Genomic DNA, 16,541 nt, shown 5'->3' with positions numbered 1-16,541 from the left:
GCAAGACCATCGAGGACCCGCACATTGGCCAAGACAGCCAGCAAGGGCAAAGCCCCCGCGAAACCCGCCGCAGCTAAGCCGACGGCGAACAAGAGCAAATCCTCGGACGCCGACTTCGTCCTGCACTCGCTGCAGGAAGAGCATGAAAAAAGCCCGCGTTACAACGCGAAGGACGAAGAACTTGTCAGCATGTATGAGCAGATGCTGCTCATTCGACGGTTCGAAGAGCGCGCCGGCCAGCTTTATGGTCTCGGTCTAATCGGCGGGTTCTGTCACCTCTACATCGGCCAGGAAGCGGTTGCGGTCGGGCTGCAATCGGCGCTGACGGAAGGCCTCGACAGCGTCATCACCGGCTATCGCGACCACGGCCACATGCTCGCCTATGGAATCGATCCCAAGGTCATCATGGCCGAGCTGACCGGACGCGAAGCGGGCATCTCGCGCGGCAAGGGTGGTTCGATGCACATGTTCTCGACGGAACACCGCTTCTACGGCGGCCACGGGATCGTCGGGGCGCAGGTTTCGCTAGGGGGTGGGCTGGCGCTCGGTCACCAGTATCGCGGCGATGGCGGTCTTTGCCTTGCCTATTTTGGTGACGGTGCGGCCAACCAGGGCCAGGTCTACGAGACGATGAACATGGCGGCGCTGTGGAAGCTGCCGATCGTGTTCGCGATCGAGAACAACGGGTATGCCATGGGCACCGCCGTCAAGCGCGGGTCCGCGGAGACCGAGTTCCATCGTCGCGGCACGGCGTTCCGCATTCCCGGCATGGACGTGAATGGGATGGACGTCCTCCAGGTCCGCCGAGCGGCCGAAGTGGCATTCAAGCATGTGCGCGCGGGCAACGGCCCCGTCCTCATGGAGCTCAACACCTATCGCTATCGCGGGCACTCGATGTCGGACCCGGCTAAGTACCGCACGCGCGAAGAAGTGCAGGACCAGCGCGAGCACAACGATCCGATCGAGCGCGCGAAGAAGGAACTAATCGAGCGCGGGGTAGCGGAGGAGAAGCTGAAGGATATCGACAAGCGCATCCGCACCGCGGTCTCGGAAAGCGCCGATTTCGCCGAAAGTTCGCCCGAGCCGCCGGCTAGCGATCTGTACACCGACGTGCTGGTGGAGAGCTACTGATGTCCCTCGAACTGAAGATGCCCGCGCTCTCGCCGACGATGGAAGAGGGCACGCTCGCCAAGTGGCTGGTCAAGGAAGGCGACAGCGTGGCCGCCGGAGACATCCTGGCCGAGATAGAGACCGACAAGGCGACCATGGAATTCGAGGCGGTAGACGAAGGCACGATCGGCAAGATCCTCGTCGCCGAAGGTACCGAGAACGTGAAGGTCGGCGAAGTCATCGCGACTATGGCGGGTGAGGGCGGCGAAGAAACGCCTGCGCCGGCTCCCGCGGCGAAAGTCGAGGATGTGCCAGGTGAAGGGAAGGACGTCGGCCGCGAAGAGCCCGATGCCCCTGCGATCGCCAAGACGCCCAAGGCCGAACCCGCGCGCGATCCCGAAATTCCGGAAGGCACCTCGATGACCTCCATCACGGTGCGCGAAGCCTTGCGCGACGCCATGGCCGAGGAAATGCGCCGGGACGATCGCGTGTTCGTGATGGGCGAGGAAGTCGCCCAGTACCAGGGCGCCTACAAGGTCACGCAAGGACTGCTCGACGAGTTCGGAGCCAAGCGCGTCATCGACACACCGATCACCGAATACGGATTCGCCGGGATCGGCACGGGCGCGGCGATGGGCGGCCTGCGGCCAGTGGTCGAATTCATGACGTTCAATTTCGCGATGCAGGCGATCGACCACATCATCAATTCTGCGGCCAAGACCAATTACATGTCGGGCGGCCAGATGCGTTGCCCGGTGGTGTTCCGCGGCCCGAACGGCGCCGCAAGCCGGGTCGGCGCCCAGCACAGCCAGAACTATGGCCCTTGGTACGCCAGCGTCCCCGGCCTGATCGTCATCGCGCCTTACGATGCGGCCGACTGCAAGGGCCTGCTCAAGGCGGCCATCCGCAGCGAGGACCCGGTCGTATTCCTCGAGAACGAACTCGTCTACGGACGCACTTTCGAGGTGCCGGACATCGACGACTACGTTCTGCCGATCGGCAAGGCGCGGCTCGTGCGTGAAGGTAGCGACGTTACCATCGTCAGCTACTCGATCGGTGTCGGTCTTGCGCTCGACGCGGCCGAAACTCTCGCCGGCGAAGGCATCGATGCCGAAGTCATCGACCTGCGCACGTTGCGCCCGCTCGACAAGGAAGCGATCCTCGCCTCACTGGCCAAGACCAACCGCCTGATCATTGCCGAGGAAGGCTGGCCGACCTGCTCGATCGCGTCCGAAGTGATGGCGATCTGCATGGAGGACGGTTTCGACCACCTGGATGCGCCGGTCCTGCGGGTGTGCGACGAGGATGTGCCTCTGCCCTATGCGGCCAACCTCGAGAAGCTCGCGATTATCGATGCTCCGCGTATCGTCGAAGCGGCCCGGAAGGTCTGTTACCGTAGCTAGTCGTAGTAGTCCGCGACGCCGTGGTGCTTGTCGCATGTCGCGGACGGATCCGGATCGTCGGGGTCACGCTGGTAGATCTCGCTGAGGTCCCTGTTTTCACGGACATTGAATGCAGCGGTCGCGACGAGTTTCGGACTTCCGAAAAGGGCGTCCGAAATCAGCGGTTGATAGACGAATGCTACTTCGACGAACATGACGGCTTCGTCATCGAAGGCGACGATTTCCTGCCCCGGCGGACCCATACCGGCCAGCGAACCGTCCATGCCATCGCCGGCAAAGCCGTAGCTCGACGAATGGGTCAGCTTACCCATGCACCGTTGCCAGTGAATGTACTGCTGCCCGTCGCTTTCGGGAACGACCTCCAGGCTCGAGAGGATCACGCGTCCATGGTCGTAGAACCCGAACTTGTCGCCGCCCTGCATGTGCGCCCCGTAAAGAACGTCGTTCAGGTCGCTCTCGTAGATTTTCGCTTCCCCTAACAGCGAGTTCTCTCCCACTCGCGAGGCGTTGTCGGCGATCAGCATGGCAATCTGGTTGACGCGCATCTGGACGATCGCGCGGTTTGCCGACTCCACGCCATAGAGCCCGGCGGCCATGAGCAAGGGCGCGGACAACGCGAACTCGGTCAAGGCGGCACCCGATCGGGTGCGCCACAGGCGGCGCATGGCGGCCAGAATGCGGATCATGCGCAGTGCCCCACTTCGCCGATGAACGATTGCGCATCCCAAGGCTGGTTGCGAAGGACCGTCACGGCTTCCGTTTCGACATTGTCCGACAGGCCGATCAGCTTGGCGACCCCGAAAGCGCGCGGGTATCTCACCTCGACTACGTAAAGCACCGCATCGCGTGCGCCGCCGCCGCCGTCGACTCCCCGATCCTCGTCCCACATGCCATTGCCGTTCGCGTCCTCGAACGGTTCGCCATCGTTGCAGGTACCGTCCTTGTCGATGTCGGTGAAATCCTCGGCGCGGTGTACGTCGCTGAAAGAGGAGTACGCCCGTCGCACGAACCGCAGTTCTGCTCCTGGAACGATGGCATGAACCGCGTCTGTGACACGCGCGTCGATCAGTGCGGCGCTCGACTGCGAAGACTGGATCGTGGAGTCGCGGGCGGCCTTCTGGACACTGCCCTGCAACTGCGCCTGGACGTAGTAGTTATATCCCATCTCGAACATGCCCATGAGCAGCATCAACAGGGCAGGGGAGATCAGTGCGAACTCGACGAGGGTCGCTCCCCGGTCGTCTCGCCACAGGGCGCGAAGCGCGTTCATCGCTGGATCCTCAGTTGGCTGAGGTTCTTGGCTATGGTGGCAAAAGTCGCGTTGAGTTCGGCTGCGTCCGCAGCCTCAAAATAATGACCTTCTCCGGCACAATCCTTCATCATCTGGCTCAGCCCGGTGCCGAAACCGACGATCCACACGGTGATGTTGCGCTTGCGAACCTCGTTACAGGCGAACGCGAAACGGTTTTCGACGACCGATGTCAGCGAAACTGGCTGACCCTTGACCTTCCATGCGCTGTCCCAGCGACGCTGGTCGACCGGCTCGAAGCCGTAGCTGGAATAGCTGAGATCAAGGGTCGCGGTCACGCCGTCGGTGAGGAAGATGAGGTTGCGGTTGGTGGGCTGGGTAGGTCCGACGTCTGCGTTCTCGTCGGCGAAAATCCCGCTCGGCGAGATCAGGCGACCACCCCAGATCATACCGATATCGTGATAGGTGCTGCCTTCTGCCCTCAGGCTGGCGAGATAGTCGTCTAGTTCCTCGCTCGTGAGCTGTTGCATCCGGAGTGAAGGGGCAGGGCACGCGTCGGTCCGCAACCCTTGTGGTGCGATGAATTCCTTGCTCGTCTTGACGTCGTGCTGGACGAACGATCCCGCGCCGCTCCACTCGACAGCACGGCCATAGATCATGCCGGGATACATCGGGCGCCAGCGGGTTCTTGGGTCACCGGTCGGGGTCAGGTCAATGTCGAGGTCCAGCGCTCGCGTCAGATCGACGTTGTCGTAATCGTCGATCTTGTAGGTGTCGCGCTCTTCCATGCAGCCTTCGGTCTCGGCGCGCCAGTTGGTCACGTCGATGGTGACGGGCCTGTAGAGCCATGAGACTGACTCATCGAACCTGGGCTGTGTGACCTTGTCGTAGGTGTCGACGTAAGAGGTGTATGTGGTCTCGGTCACGACGCACGTAGTGTCCTTGAGGGACACTGAATATGTCTTGCCGTTCCGTGTACGCTCGATGACCTGCGTGACTTTGGCGCCTGCGGGTGGCCCGATGAAGACCTCTGTGGTCGTCGACTTGATCGTTGAACTCGTCGACAGCGAGCTGGCGGGTTTCGTCGGGCAGTAGAATCCGTCGAGCTCGTCGAAAGAGGCGGCATAGGTCGAGTATTCGACCGTGTTCCTGGTGCCGCTGACCGGCGAGGACGCGGTGTAATAGGTCCAGTCGACGATACCGAGAGTGCTGCTTTCGAGGACGCGCGACTGGTAGGTCCATTCATCCACCACCCAATCGTCTTCGAGGAGCCCGCCCACATTCACGTTGGTCGAGTATGGTACGAAACCATAGCGGATGCGCGTGCCCGCGGTCGCTGCTGCCGCTAGTTGCGCGTAGAAGCTCTTGACCGTTCCCCGCAGGGTCTCGAGCCTCGACGCGCTGTCACCCGGATTCGTCTCGTTCATCGACCCGGTGACGTCGAGGACCATCATCACGTCGGTATTGCTGAAGTTGATCTGGGCTTCGCAGTCGACCTTGATCGGGACCTCGTTGAACCCGAAGATGCGCATGATGGAGGTGGGCACGGTCACCTGGGCAACGCCCGAAATGGCGTAGTCGTCTTCCAGCGTCATCACGAAGCTGCGGTCGACCGATCCGTAGGCACCGGCGCGGTAATTGACGTTGAAGAACCGCTGTCCGATCAGCCCGGCGTCCTCGGGAATGGTACCGGTCACGACGGCTTCGGAGCCCAGCCTCTTGCGTGCGGCAAGCACGCCCGCGTCGCAGGCCTGTTGCAGCCGCGCCTGGGCCATGTACGACCGGCCCATGTCCACGCCGCCCCCAACCATCGCCAGGAGCGGCGCGATCGATGCGGCTATCATGGCAAGCGTATTGCCCGCCCGATCGCGGGCAAGGTCACCGAAAAAAGCGCGAATGCGCTCCAAACCAGAGAGGGGGACCAGATTGCTCACCCCGCGCGCATAGCGCAGGCCCGATATCGGTCAGGTCAAGGGGAATGGTTAATTCGGTAAGAACGTTTTCCAAGACCGCCCGGCGGTCAGGATGCGACGGTAGCCGACTGGTCGTAAAGGTAGATGTCCCGCCCGTACGAAATCGCCGGCGCCAGCGTGCCGATAACCGGCATGAACTCGGGTGCCGTGTAAGTGACCACCAGCCGTCGCTGCCTGATCCCGGCCACCTCGGTCGCTTTGACCGTTACATCGGGTACGAACAGCGATTCATCGAGGTTGTACTTACCAGATCCGGCGATCTCGAGGGCTCGGTCCTCGATCGCCTCGTCGGAAATCTTGTTGCCGCGCTGGTACTCGACCATCGCGAAGCGGGTCGTGTCGTTCACTACGTTGCGCACCGCATTGTACGACTGGACCCAGGTGCCGACCTGCAACACCCCGATCATCATGGTAATGAGAACCGGCGCAATCAGCGCGAATTCGACGAGCGTTGCCGCCCGTTCGTCCCGGTGTAGCTTGCGAGCGATGGCGATCAGCATGTTCATCCCACCTGGATCGTACGCACGACGACGTAATTGAACGAGTTGCCAAATCCGAACTCGGTCCAGGTCGGCGTGTAGGTCGCCCGAAATGTCGCCTGGACGAACTCGTATGCTCGTTGTCCGGTCGGGCAGGCGTTGTCGGTCCGCAAGTTCGTATTGTTTCCGCAGCGATAGCGCGCATCAAGCGTGATCTTGTCGAGCGGGATACCGGTCGATGTGGACAACATCGACTTCAGTTTCGTCGATGTGACGCCGGTGCCCGCAGCGGCGGCGAGGATGATTGCCTCGGCCTCGGAGGCCGCGCTCTGCAGCTCCTGCTGCTTCTGCACCATCGTGCCCATTTCGAAGATGCCGACCGCCATGACCGCCAGGATCGGCGCGACGAACGCGGTCTCGATAACTGCGGTTCCACGGCTGCACCGGGCAAGCATTTTCAGCAGCGCCATCACGAGATGAGCCTCACGCCGGGCTTGCTGTTAAGCGACTGCGTCTCTTCCTGCGTGCACAGCGTGTAGAGGTAGGCGCCGCCCGACACATCGAGGGTGTAGCTGGTAATCTGGAAGCAGACCCCGTCTGCAGCTTGCGAGTTGCCGTTCACCTTCACGTTACCCTTGGGCAGGTGGATCTTGCCCTGGATGTGCATGTTGACGTTGCCGTTGATCGTGTGATCGGTTTCCGTCGTCGTGTTGTCGGCGATCATCAGGATGTTTTCGTACATCTTGGCGAAGGCGTCGGAATAACCGAGGTCGATCAGCGTCGCGTAAGTCGGGGGCGTGAGGTTGAGGCTGCTCCTGATGGTGCCGCCGCCACCAGTCCCGTTCGCGCCGCTGCCGCCCATCTTGAGCGAAGCACCATTGAGCAGAACGAACATGACACCGTAACCTGAAACGACGGCGTTGTGGGTCAGGTCGAGTTCTGTTTTTACGTAGTAGATACCAGGATCGAAAATCGTGTTGCAGGCGATCTTGATGCCGGCATCATAGACACCGGGCGTGAGCGTGTAGGTCCCCTTCTTCGGCGCGTTCTTGCAATCGTAGGCAGGGGGCTTCGGAGCATCTTCCGGCGGCTGCGGGCCGTAAAGTTCGTTGACGTAGTCACCGATGCTGCTGTCGAGCACCAGCTCGCCGTCATAGTCCGACGGGAGGTCTGCCGCGTCTTTGTTGCACGCAGTGATCTTGGCGATGTCGATCGTCGCATTCTCGTCGATCTGGATCGCTCCCGCCTCGCAGGAAATCGCGATGACGCCGCAGTTGGCGATGACAGTGGCACCATTGCCGACCTGGAAAGTGCCCGATGCGTTTTTCTTCAACGTCCGCAGGCACGCCTTGTGAACGGTTCCGGCCGCGAAGGCGGCCTCCGAGCTCACCCCGATTACCACGGGCGAGCTGCTCATCAGCCTTGAGAACGGCAGGTCCACGGCAATCTGCGCAGTGACAACGACCGAATTGTTGGTTCCCCCCTGAAAGTTGCCGCGCCGCACAGCCGGGACAATCGACTGGATGTCTTCCGCGAGATACTCTTCGGCCTTGCTGAGGTTGTTGGCAAACTCACGCGATGCGCGGTTGTCGTAGGTGTTGGTGGTGTCCTTGTAGGCGAGGGCCCACGCACCCGCGATGGCCGCCTGGTCCGCGGCATGCTGCAATTCGCGCTGGACCATATACCATTGTGCGGTATCGACGCCGTATCCGGCGGCTCCGATGAGTACGGGCAGGGCTACGGCGGTCAGAAGCGTCGCATTACCGGATCGGCAATGCGTCAGGTTCTTGACTATCTTGGCGATTCGACCGGTCATAGGCACCTTGCGCAGCATCCAACTGCAAGGGCGATAGCGAATTGCGGTAAGTGATCGGTCAAGCCGTATGGTTAACAAGTTCCCCAATAGTGCCAGCGCGATATCACACCTGCCGCCGGAGCAGCGACTGGGCATTGCCTACACCCCGGAAGCGCAGCGCCCGGCCCTTGCAGCGCTCCTTGCCTTCGACGCCATGCTCGGACGGTTCATCGCGCGCGATACCGAGCCAGTTCTCGTCCAACTTCGCCTCGCATGGTGGCGCGAACAGTTGGGCGGCTCGGCCAGGAGCGCGACCTCGAACGACCCCCTGCTGTCGGAGATCAAGGCCCATTGGGACGGCGCCCAAGGCACTCTCGTCCAACTGGTGGACGGCTGGGAGGGACTGCTCGGCGAGGCTACCGATATGGCGATCGCCAATCTGGTTGCCGCGCGGGGCGCGACCTTCGCCGCGTTCGCCGAACTCGCTGGTGCCGAGAGCGAAAGCGAGAGCGCCCGGACTGCTGGCGAACTATGGGCCCTGGCCGACTTGCGCGCCCGTACGGACGATGCGCGTCGGCGTTCTGTGATCGATGGAATGAAACCGCCTCTCGGTACCCTGCCGCGGCGAAGGGAATTGCGAGGCTTGTGCGTCCTCGGAGGTCTGGGGCGACGGGCGCTCGCGAAAGACCAGCGCTTGCTTCACGATCGGCGTGCTGTGCTTTTCGCATTTCGCCTTGGCCTTATGGGCGGCTAACGTATGACAGGATACAGGTTCTGCTGGGGGCGCAAATGAGCAGGTTGGTGCTGGGCGGGGTTCTCGCGCTCATTCTGGTCGGCATCGGAGTCTTCTGGTGGCAGGGCCGAGCCGCTGTCGAAGAAGGTGCGCCGCCGCCGATGGCGCAGCCGGAACGCCCTTCGCCCGAGGATTTGCCGACCGCCAATGCAGGCGAGTTGAAGGGACCGGCTCCGCCGCAAGCAACCGAATTGACCCGCGAGGAGCAACGCTTCTTCCGCTACGACCGCAACCGCGACCGTCGGATAACCCGCAACGAAATGCTTTCCACCCGCAGCGATGCCTTCCGCAAGCTCGACCGGGACGGCAACAACCTGCTCGATTTCGAGGAGTGGGCGGTCGCTACAGTTGAACGGTTCGAGAAAGCCGATGGCAATGGCGACCGGGAACTCGACATGGGCGAGTTCGCCAAGACTGCGCCAAAGGCCGCGCGCCGAAAGCCAAGCTGTCGCTGCTAGGCGGCCATCGCCGTCCGCGCCTCCAGCCAGCGCGACAGGTCGGCCTTCGCCCGTTCTGTGTAGGCTTCCTTACGTGCCTTTTTCCGCACGTCGGGAAGCGGCGGGAACAGCCCGAAATTGATGTTCATCGGCTGATAGGTTTCGGCTTCGGCGTCACCGGTGATGTGCGCAAGAAGCGCACCGAGCGCGGTCGTGCGCGGAGGCGATTTCCACTCTTCGCCAGACAGCTCGCTCGCTGCCATCATCCCAGCCATCAGCCCGACAGCGGCGCTTTCGACGTACCCTTCGCAACCGGTGATCTGACCGGCGAACCGCACATGTTCCGCCCCGCGTAGTCTGAGCTGCCGGTCGAGCACCATCGGCGAATTGAGGAAGGTATTTCGGTGCAGGCCGCCAAGCCTTGCGAACTCGGCATTCTCGAGCCCCGGGATCGTGCGGAACAGCCGCACCTGCTCGGCGTGCTTCAGTTTGGTCTGGAAGCCGACCATGTTCCACAGGGTGCCAAGCTTGTTGTCCTGGCGCAATTGCACGACAGCATGCGGCCAGCGGCCGTTAGGGTGCTCGGGCGTGGCGGCGTGCGGATTGTCGAGACCTACTGGCTTCATCGGCCCGAAGCGCAGCGTTTCGGGCCCGCGTTCGGCCATGACCTCGATCGGCATGCAGCCTTCGAAATAGGGGGTGTCTTTCTCCCACTCGCGAAAGGTCGTCTTCTCACCGTCCAACAATCCCTGAACGAACCCTTCGTACTGCTCGCGGGTCAGCGGGCAGTTGATGTAATCCTTGCCACCCTTGTCCCAGCGCGCAGCCATCCAGGCAACGGACATGTCGATGCTGTCGCGGTGGACGATCGGCGCGATGGCGTCGAAGAATGCGAGCGAGTCCTGCCCCGTCGCCGTGGCGATGCTGTTTGCCAATGAAGCGGCCGTGAGAGGCCCCGTTGCAACGATCGTCGCACCGCTGTCGGGAAGCGTGTCGATCCGCTCCCGCACGATCTCGACATTGGAGAGGCCGGCCAGCTCGCGCTCGACCGCGGCAGAGAAGACGTCGCGGTCGACCGCCATCGCGGAGCCCGCCGGAACGCGCGCTTCTTCGCCCGCACGCATGACGAGGCTGTCGAGCTGGCGCATCTCGTGATGAAGGAGACCAACCGCGTTCTGGGCGTCGTCGTCCGAACGAAAGCTGTTCGAGCAGACGAGCTCCGCCAGCCCGTCTCCCTGGTGAGCCGGGGTCGTTTCCCCCGAACCACGCATTTCGGACAGGCGCACGCGGAATCCGCGCCGACCAAGCTGCCAGGCTGCTTCGCTTCCCGCGAGACCGCCGCCGACGATGTGGATGTCATGTTTCATCGCGTGCCGCCTAGAGCTTGCGCCCACTCCTGTTCAAGGGCAGTCAGCGCCCCGAGCAGGGGGACTTATGCCGAAACGCGCGTTGATCGAACACCGGCCGTTCCTTCTGGCCGGCATTGCAATGGCGATAGCGTTCTGGCTCGCCAGCGACAGCGCGCTCGGCGGACTGTTCCAGATTGCGCTGAAAGGCGGCTCGGTGGCGGCCCTCGCAGCCTATGCGATCGCGCGGAGCCGCGCCCGCGACGCGCGCATGATCGCCGCAGTCATGGCCATCGGTGCCGCGGGCGATGTCGGAATGGAGCTGAACGTCGTGGCGGGGGGAGGACTGTTCCTTCTTTCGCACCTCGTCGCGATCGCGCTCTATCTGGGGAACCGAAGGGCCCGCACCACCGGTTCGCAGATCGGCGCATCGCTTGCCTTGCTAGTCGGGGTCCCGCTTGCCGCCTGGCTGCTTGCGCGCGATCCCATGGCAGTCGTCTATGCTGTCGCACTCGCCGCGATGGCCGCGACGGCATGGCTCAGCCGGTTCAGCCGTTACAACGTCGGCGTCGGCGCGCTGCTGTTCGTCGCCAGCGACCTGCTGATCTTCGCCCGCTTGGGCGGGGTGCTCGGCGAAAATGTGACGGAGTGGTTCGTCTGGCCGCTTTACTACGCTGGCCAGTTCCTGATCTGCACGGGGGTCATCCGCACCCTGCGACGCGATCACACCGCTTGAGGCGCAGCGATGGTCGTCCGGTGCAACTCGCGCCGGTGGCCTTCGTACCCGCCGGTTGCGCGGTGCAGGACGGCGCGATTGTCCCACAGCACTACCACTCCGGGCGCCCAGCGGCGCCTGTGCACGAACTCGTCGCGCGTCTGTCACGCCATTAGGTCCGCAAGCAGCGCGAACGCGTCGCCATCGTCCATGCCCCCGATGCCTACGATGTAGCCGAGACAACTGAAGAGCCCCTCCTCACCCGTTTCCGGATGTCGCCGGACGAGCGGGTGGAGTTGGGTCGCGCGGGCGCTCTCGCCGGGGCGGATCGCCATGCTGCGTCCCTTGTCGCGTTCCCCATAGGACCCGTCCGGCGCGTAGGCAGAGCGAGCCGAGTGGATCGCAGTCAGCGAGCGCAGATGGTCCTTCCTGTCCGCGGGTAGCGCCGCGAACGCGGCGATCTGGTCGGCAAAGAGCATGTCCCCGCCCACTGGCGGAATATCGACCGCGGCCAGGCACGTCCCGGCCGGCGGTACTGGCAAAAACGACCAGTCCGAATGCCAGTTGTCGGCAAACAGGGGTGTTTCCTCATCCGCTTCGCGAAGGATGGCGGCGATATGGTCGCGCCCCGCGATCGGCGCGAAGAAAGGGTCCTGGCCGAACCCGCCGAGCGCGACCGTAAGCCGCTCCAGCTCATCGTCGTCGATATGCTGGTCGGGGAAGGCAAGGACCCTGTGCTCGAGCCACGCCGCCCGGATTGCAGCAACCGTCTCGGGATCAAGCGGCCCGGAGAGGTCGACGCCGGTTACTTCGGCCCCGCAAACTTCTCCGGACGGCTCGATCTTCATTCGGCGTCAGGCTCCCCGGGAATGTCGTCGTCGCTTTGCGGCGGCGTGTAGGGCTCTGTCGTCTGGCTTCCGCGCGCCTCCATCTCCTCGACGATGGCTTCCTCGGCCGCATTCTCCGGCTCTTCCTCCTCGTCGAGGCGCACAGCAGAGACGATGTGTTCGTTATCCGCGACGTTGAACAATCTCACTCCCGCGCTTGCTCGGCCGATAACGCGCAGTGATTCGAGTCCTATCCGGATGAGCTTGGCCTGATCGGTCACGAGCATCAGCTGGTCTGCCTGCGTCGCAGTAAAACTGGCGACAACCGGCCCGTTGCGATCGATGTTGTCGATGTTGGTGATCCCCTGGCCGCCGCGACCGGCGCGGCGATATTCGTAGGCCGAGGAAAGCTTGCCGTACCCATTCGCGCAGACGGTAAGGATGAATTGCTCCTTCTCCGCCATCTCGGAGAACCGCTCGGGCGCCAGGTCGGACTCGCTTTCCTTCTCGGCTTTCCAGGGAGCGAAGCGCAGGTACTGTTCGCGTTCTTCCATCTCGGTGCCGACCTTGTGCAGGATCGACAGCGAGACGACCTCGTCATCGCCGAGTAGCCGCATGCCGCGCACGCCGGTGCTGGTGCGGCTCTGGAACTCGCGCACATCGTCCGCGGCAAAGCGGATCGCCTTGCCGTTGCGGGTGGCGAGCAGCACGTCGTCGCTCGCTTCGAGCAGGGCGACGCCGATCAGGCGATCCTCGCTCCCGTCGTCGAAGCGCATCGCGTACTTCCCGTTCGACGGGATGTTGGCGAAGGCATCCATGCTGTTGCGCCGGACGTTGCCCTTGGCGGTCGCGAACACGACGTTGAGCGCGCCCCAGGTGTTCTCGTCCTCCGGCAGCGGCAAGACCGTCGCAATCGTTTCTCCGTCATCGAGCGCGGGCAGGAGGTTCACGATCGGGCGCCCGCGGGTCGCGGGCCCGCCTTCGGGCAGCTTCCAGACCTTGAGGCGATAGACCTTGCCCGCGGTGGAGAAGAACAGGACTGGATTGTGCGTCGACGTGACGAACATCTCCATCACCGCGTCCTCGTCCTTCGTGGCCATGCCGGCGCGGCCCTTGCCGCCGCGGTGCTGGGCACGGAAGGTCGAAAGCGGGGTGCGCTTGATATACCCGTCGAGGGTGACCGTGACGACCATCTCGTCGCGCTCGATCAGGTCCTCGTCGTCGAGGCCGTCCCAGGCAGGCGCGATCTCGCTCACGCGCGGGGTCGCGTAGAGATCGCGGATTTCGCGCAGTTCGGCGCGCATGACCTCGTAGAGCTTCGCCCGGTCGCCGAGGATCGAGAGGTACTCCTCGATCGCCGTCGCGAGTTCCTTGAGCTCGTCGCCGATCTCGTCGCGGCCGAGTGCGGTGAGGCGATGGAGACGAAGCTCGAGGATCGCACGGACCTGACGCTCGGAAAGCTTGTAAGTCCCCTCGTGCTCCTCGGCGGAGGGCTCGATTGCCTCCACCAGCGCAATGTACTGCGCGATGTCGCCGATCGGCCATTCCTTGGCGAGCAGCTTTGCGCGCGCGTCGGCCGGGTTCGAAGAACCGCGGATCATCGCCACGACTTCGTCCAGGTTCGATACGGCCACCACGAGGCCGAGCAAGATGTGCGCCCGGTCGCGCGCCTTGGCGAGTTCGAACTTGGTCCGGCGGGTGATCACTTCCTCGCGGAAAGTGATGAACGCCTGCAGGATGTCCTTCAGCCCGAGCGTTTCAGGGCGGCCGCCGCGGATCGCCAGCATGTTCGCCGGGAAGCTCGCCTGCGCCGGGGTGTGTCGCCAAATCTGGTTGAGCACGACTTCAGCCGTCGCGTCGCGCTTGAGGTCGATGACCACGCGCACGCCTTGCCGGTTCGATTCGTCCCGGATGTCCGAGATACCCTCGATCCGCTTGTCCTTAGCAGCTTCGGCGATCTTCTCGACGAGGCCGGCCTTTCCGACCTGGTAGGGAATCGATGTGAATACGATCGATTCGCGGTCTCCGCGTCCGCGCTCGATCTCATGCCGGGCGCGCATCAGGATCGACCCTCGGCCCGTCATGTAGGCAGCCTTCGCGCCCGACTGGCCGAGGATCAGCGGCGCGGTCGGGAAGTCGGGGCCGGGAATGATCTCCATGAGCGCCTCAGGCGCCATCAGGGGATCGTCGATCAGCGCGAGGCAGCCGTCGATCACTTCGCCCAGGTTGTGTGGCGGGATGTTGGTCGCCATGCCGACCGCGATGCCGCCTGCGCCGTTGACCAGGAGGTTCGGGAAGCGCGCCGGCAGAACCGTCGGCTCCTTGCGGCTTCCGTCGTAGTTCTCGGCGAAATCGACGGTGTCCTTGTCGAGATCGTCGAGCAGCGAGTTGGCGACCCGCGCCAGGCGCGCTTCGGTGTAGCGCATCGAAGCCGGCGGATCGGGGTCCATCGAGCCGAAGTTGCCCTGGCCGTCGATCAGCGGAACGCGCAACGACCATGGCTGCACCATGCGGGCAAGCGCATCGTAGATCGCGCTGTCACCATGCGGGTGGTAGTTGCCCATCACGTCGCCGACGATCTTCGCGCTCTTGCGATAAGGCCGTCCGGCGACGAAGCCGCCTTCCTGGCTCGCGAACAGGATGCGGCGATGGACCGGCTTCAACCCGTCGCGCACGTCGGGGAGCGCGCGGGCGACGATCACGCTCATCGCGTAATCGAGGTAGCTCGTCTTCATCTCGTCGACGATGTCGACGCGGGCATAGTCTCCCGGCGCAGCGGGCGGTGTCAGGGTTTCGGTATCGTCGCTCAAAGGTCTGCCGTTTCTGTGGCGCGCGCAGCGGCGCGGCGGGCTTATTCCGGCCTAGGGGAAGGGGGCTCAAACCGCCAGTTTGTACGGAGTGAATGCACTCGTGCAGAGGCCGTTTTCCACATAAGAATGGTGACCCGCCCGCGCAAGCGCTGTCGGCTGCCTGAAACCATCGTTCAAAGGCCGTTCACGGCCCAGGTCGTAGTTCGGTTTGCAATGTCCGGCACGATTGGCCACTAGCGCGATTGTACCGACAGCAGGCCCCCTGCGGGGCCGAGTCCACTCATGGGAGACCACTCGATGCCCAAGTTTCGTGCCGCCGGATCGCGGCTTGCCTTTGCTGTCGCGCTGGCGACTACCGCCGCCGTCGGTTTGACGGCCACCGCCACTCCTGCGCTTGCCCAGAAAAAGGGAAAGGATAAGGAACAGGCTGTCGCGCCGAAGGCAGACTATTCGAAGGCCTTCATCGCTGCCTATCAGCCGGTCTCGAAAGCGCTGAGCGAAGGTCCTGATCCTGCTGCAGTCAAGGCACAGCTTCCAGCGGTGATCGCCGCCGCCGAAACGCCCGACGACAGGTTCGCGGCGGGACAGCTTGTATTCAGCGCTGGCAGCAAGACAAGCGATACTGCCCTGCAACGCCAGGGCCTTGGTATGATGCTGGACAGCGGCAAGACCCCTGCAGCCGACCTTGCGCGCAACAGCTTCGCTGCTGCCCAGCTTGCATACAACGCGAAGGAGTGGGCAGAGGTCCGTCGTCGCGCGGAGCAGGCGATGGCAGCCGGGTACGATGGCGACGCGGAATTGCTCATCGCCGAAACGTATTTTGCCGAGAACCAGGTTCCCACCGGGCTCGATGCACTCGACAAGGCAATCGCTCGCAAGGTTGCAGCTGGTCAAAAGGCTCCGGAAGCTTGGCTCAAGCGTGCGGTTGCGCAGGCCTATCAGGCCAAGCTCGAGGCGCAATCGATGAAGTACGCCGGCATGTATGCCCAGTATTATCCGTCGAAGTCGAGCTGGGGTGATGCGATCGCGATCCAGCGCAACTTCCGCGACTACGATGGTCAGGAACTGCTCGACCTGCTCAGGCTGGCTGCGCGCGCGGATGCGTTGCGGTACGAACGCGATTACGTCGACTATATCACTGCCGCCGATGCCCGACGTCTTCCCGGCGAGACCCAGCGCGTGATCGATGCCGGTATCGCTGCTGGGCTTCTGAAGTCCGGGGACGTTTTCGTGACCGAAGCGCGCAACATCGCCAGCGGTCGGGTCAAGGCGGACCTTGCGGACCTTCCGGGTCTCGAACGAGACGCAAAGGCCTCGGGCTCCACCGCAGCCACCGCCATGGCCGCCGGGGACGCATTCTTGAGCTACAATCAACCAGCAAAGGCTGAGGAGTTCTACAATCTCGCGCTCGGGCGTCCCGGTGTCGATACCGCTCGCGTGCTGACGCGCTTGGGTATTGCTCAGCTCGACCAGGGCAAGATCGGCGAGGCGCAGGCAAATTTCGCCAAGGTTGACGGCGCACGTCAGGCCATTGCGCGCCTGTGGGGCGTCTACGCCGCGCAGCGTGCAGGAGCGGCCGCCTCTACGGCGCCGTAAAGCGACAG

14 protein-coding genes and 1 pseudogene are annotated in these 16,541 nt (G+C 63.4%); 6 read left to right on the top strand and 9 right to left on the bottom strand.

The features are described 5' to 3' along the window. Window positions 1-24: 24 nt before the first annotated feature. Together pdhA and A6F68_RS10795 are read left to right on the top strand one after the other, a co-directional pair. Entirely contained in the window at window positions 25-1,131 is a 1,107-nt protein-coding gene (gene pdhA / locus A6F68_RS10800; RefSeq protein WP_067679787.1) for a pyruvate dehydrogenase (acetyl-transferring) E1 component subunit alpha, read from the top strand. Then, window positions 1,131-2,513: a pyruvate dehydrogenase complex E1 component subunit beta gene (locus A6F68_RS10795; RefSeq protein WP_067679784.1), complete on the top strand. Its 1,383-nt coding sequence runs from the start codon at window positions 1,131-1,133 to the stop codon at window positions 2,511-2,513. The genes pdhA and A6F68_RS10795 overlap by 1 nt, the downstream gene beginning before the upstream one ends. Here the strand turns inward: A6F68_RS10795 and A6F68_RS10790 are convergent. From A6F68_RS10790 to A6F68_RS10765, 6 genes are all read right to left on the bottom strand, one after another. Beyond that, entirely contained in the window at window positions 2,510-3,199 is a 690-nt protein-coding gene (locus A6F68_RS10790; RefSeq protein ID WP_067679781.1) for a TadE/TadG family type IV pilus assembly protein, read from the bottom strand. The genes A6F68_RS10795 and A6F68_RS10790 overlap by 4 nt on opposite strands. Continuing rightward, on the bottom strand, window positions 3,196-3,783 hold the full coding sequence (locus A6F68_RS10785) for a TadE/TadG family type IV pilus assembly protein (RefSeq protein ID WP_067679775.1): 588 nt from the start codon (window positions 3,781-3,783) through the stop codon (window positions 3,196-3,198). Before A6F68_RS10785 ends, A6F68_RS10790 begins: the two co-directional genes overlap by 4 nt. After that, entirely contained in the window at window positions 3,780-5,696 is a 1,917-nt protein-coding gene (locus A6F68_RS10780; protein WP_157096718.1) for a TadE/TadG family type IV pilus assembly protein, read from the bottom strand. The genes A6F68_RS10785 and A6F68_RS10780 overlap by 4 nt, the downstream gene beginning before the upstream one ends. Window positions 5,697-5,782: 86 nt before the next feature. Continuing rightward, complete coding sequence (locus A6F68_RS10775) at window positions 5,783-6,241, bottom strand: TadE/TadG family type IV pilus assembly protein (protein ID WP_067679767.1); 459 nt, start codon at window positions 6,239-6,241, stop codon at window positions 5,783-5,785. Continuing rightward, the gene (locus tag A6F68_RS10770; RefSeq protein ID WP_067679764.1) at window positions 6,238-6,684 is read right to left on the bottom strand and encodes a TadE/TadG family type IV pilus assembly protein; all 447 of its coding nucleotides are present in this window, start codon (window positions 6,682-6,684) and stop codon (window positions 6,238-6,240) included. The genes A6F68_RS10775 and A6F68_RS10770 overlap by 4 nt, the downstream gene beginning before the upstream one ends. Beyond that, window positions 6,684-8,030 carry a pilus assembly protein TadG-related protein gene (locus tag A6F68_RS10765; protein ID WP_067682479.1) on the bottom strand — a complete coding sequence of 449 codons (1,347 nt, stop codon included), beginning with the start codon at window positions 8,028-8,030 and terminating at the stop codon, window positions 6,684-6,686. The genes A6F68_RS10770 and A6F68_RS10765 overlap by 1 nt, the downstream gene beginning before the upstream one ends. Window positions 8,031-8,097: 67 nt before the next feature. On the opposite strand from A6F68_RS10765, the gene A6F68_RS10760 reads away from it, so the two are divergent. Beyond that, on the top strand, window positions 8,098-8,763 hold the full coding sequence (locus A6F68_RS10760) for a hypothetical protein (RefSeq protein ID WP_067679761.1): 666 nt from the start codon (window positions 8,098-8,100) through the stop codon (window positions 8,761-8,763). A gap of 35 nt (window positions 8,764-8,798) precedes the next feature. Then, a complete protein-coding gene (locus A6F68_RS10755) occupies window positions 8,799-9,260 on the top strand; it encodes an EF-hand domain-containing protein (RefSeq protein ID WP_067679757.1) in 462 nt (153 codons plus the stop codon). On the opposite strand, the gene trmFO is transcribed toward A6F68_RS10755, so the two are convergent. Beyond that, entirely contained in the window at window positions 9,257-10,606 is a 1,350-nt protein-coding gene (gene trmFO, locus A6F68_RS10750; protein ID WP_067679756.1) for a methylenetetrahydrofolate--tRNA-(uracil(54)-C(5))-methyltransferase (FADH(2)-oxidizing) TrmFO, read from the bottom strand. The two genes, A6F68_RS10755 and trmFO, sit on opposite strands and share 4 nt — an antisense overlap. A 67-nt stretch (window positions 10,607-10,673) precedes the next feature. Here trmFO and A6F68_RS10745 point away from each other — a divergent pair, with 67 nt between their 5' ends. Further along, a complete protein-coding gene (locus A6F68_RS10745; protein WP_067679755.1) occupies window positions 10,674-11,321 on the top strand; it encodes a lysoplasmalogenase family protein in 648 nt (215 codons plus the stop codon). Here the strand turns inward: A6F68_RS10745 and A6F68_RS10740 are convergent. Both A6F68_RS10740 and gyrA read right to left on the bottom strand, forming a co-directional pair. Next, a pseudogene (locus tag A6F68_RS10740) lies at window positions 11,309-12,148 on the bottom strand (TauD/TfdA dioxygenase family protein). The gene A6F68_RS10745 and the pseudogene A6F68_RS10740 sit on opposite strands and share 13 nt — an antisense overlap. After that, on the bottom strand, window positions 12,145-14,937 hold the full coding sequence (gyrA, locus tag A6F68_RS10735) for a DNA gyrase subunit A (RefSeq protein WP_067679753.1): 2,793 nt from the start codon (window positions 14,935-14,937) through the stop codon (window positions 12,145-12,147). The pseudogene A6F68_RS10740 and the gene gyrA overlap by 4 nt, the downstream one beginning before the upstream one ends. Window positions 14,938-15,234: 297 nt before the next feature. On the opposite strand from gyrA, the gene A6F68_RS10730 reads away from it, so the two are divergent. Further along, window positions 15,235-16,533 (top strand): hypothetical protein, encoded by a 1,299-nt coding sequence (locus A6F68_RS10730; protein WP_157096717.1) that lies wholly within the window; start codon window positions 15,235-15,237, stop codon window positions 16,531-16,533. The last annotated feature ends 8 nt before the right edge of the window (window positions 16,534-16,541 follow it).

Source organism: Tsuneonella dongtanensis, from assembly GCF_001698205.1.
In the GTDB taxonomy this organism is placed as follows: Bacteria; Pseudomonadota; Alphaproteobacteria; order Sphingomonadales; family Sphingomonadaceae; genus Tsuneonella; species Tsuneonella dongtanensis.
This window is presented reverse-complemented; position numbering and strand designations above follow the sequence as displayed.

Bases quoted from the DNA above. Each gene is read 5' to 3' on its own strand.
- A6F68_RS10790 (WP_067679781.1), bottom strand. From the start codon at position 3,199: ATGATCCGCATTCTGGCCGCCATGCGCCGCCTGTGGCGCACCCGATCG.
- A6F68_RS10785 (WP_067679775.1), bottom strand. From the start codon at position 3,783: ATGAACGCGCTTCGCGCCCTGTGGCGAGACGACCGGGGAGCGACCCTC.
- A6F68_RS10795 (WP_067679784.1), top strand. From the start codon at position 1,131: ATGTCCCTCGAACTGAAGATGCCCGCGCTCTCGCCGACGATGGAAGAG.
- A6F68_RS10765 (WP_067682479.1), bottom strand. From the start codon at position 8,030: ATGACCGGTCGAATCGCCAAGATAGTCAAGAACCTGACGCATTGCCGA.
- A6F68_RS10745 (WP_067679755.1), top strand. From the start codon at position 10,674: ATGCCGAAACGCGCGTTGATCGAACACCGGCCGTTCCTTCTGGCCGGC.
- A6F68_RS10755 (WP_067679757.1), top strand. From the start codon at position 8,799: ATGAGCAGGTTGGTGCTGGGCGGGGTTCTCGCGCTCATTCTGGTCGGC.
- A6F68_RS10775 (WP_067679767.1), bottom strand. From the start codon at position 6,241: ATGAACATGCTGATCGCCATCGCTCGCAAGCTACACCGGGACGAACGG.
- A6F68_RS10730 (WP_157096717.1), top strand. From the start codon at position 15,235: ATGCCCAAGTTTCGTGCCGCCGGATCGCGGCTTGCCTTTGCTGTCGCG.
- trmFO (WP_067679756.1), bottom strand. From the start codon at position 10,606: ATGAAACATGACATCCACATCGTCGGCGGCGGTCTCGCGGGAAGCGAA.
- A6F68_RS10770 (WP_067679764.1), bottom strand. From the start codon at position 6,684: ATGGCGCTGCTGAAAATGCTTGCCCGGTGCAGCCGTGGAACCGCAGTT.
- A6F68_RS10760 (WP_067679761.1), top strand. From the start codon at position 8,098: ATGGTTAACAAGTTCCCCAATAGTGCCAGCGCGATATCACACCTGCCG.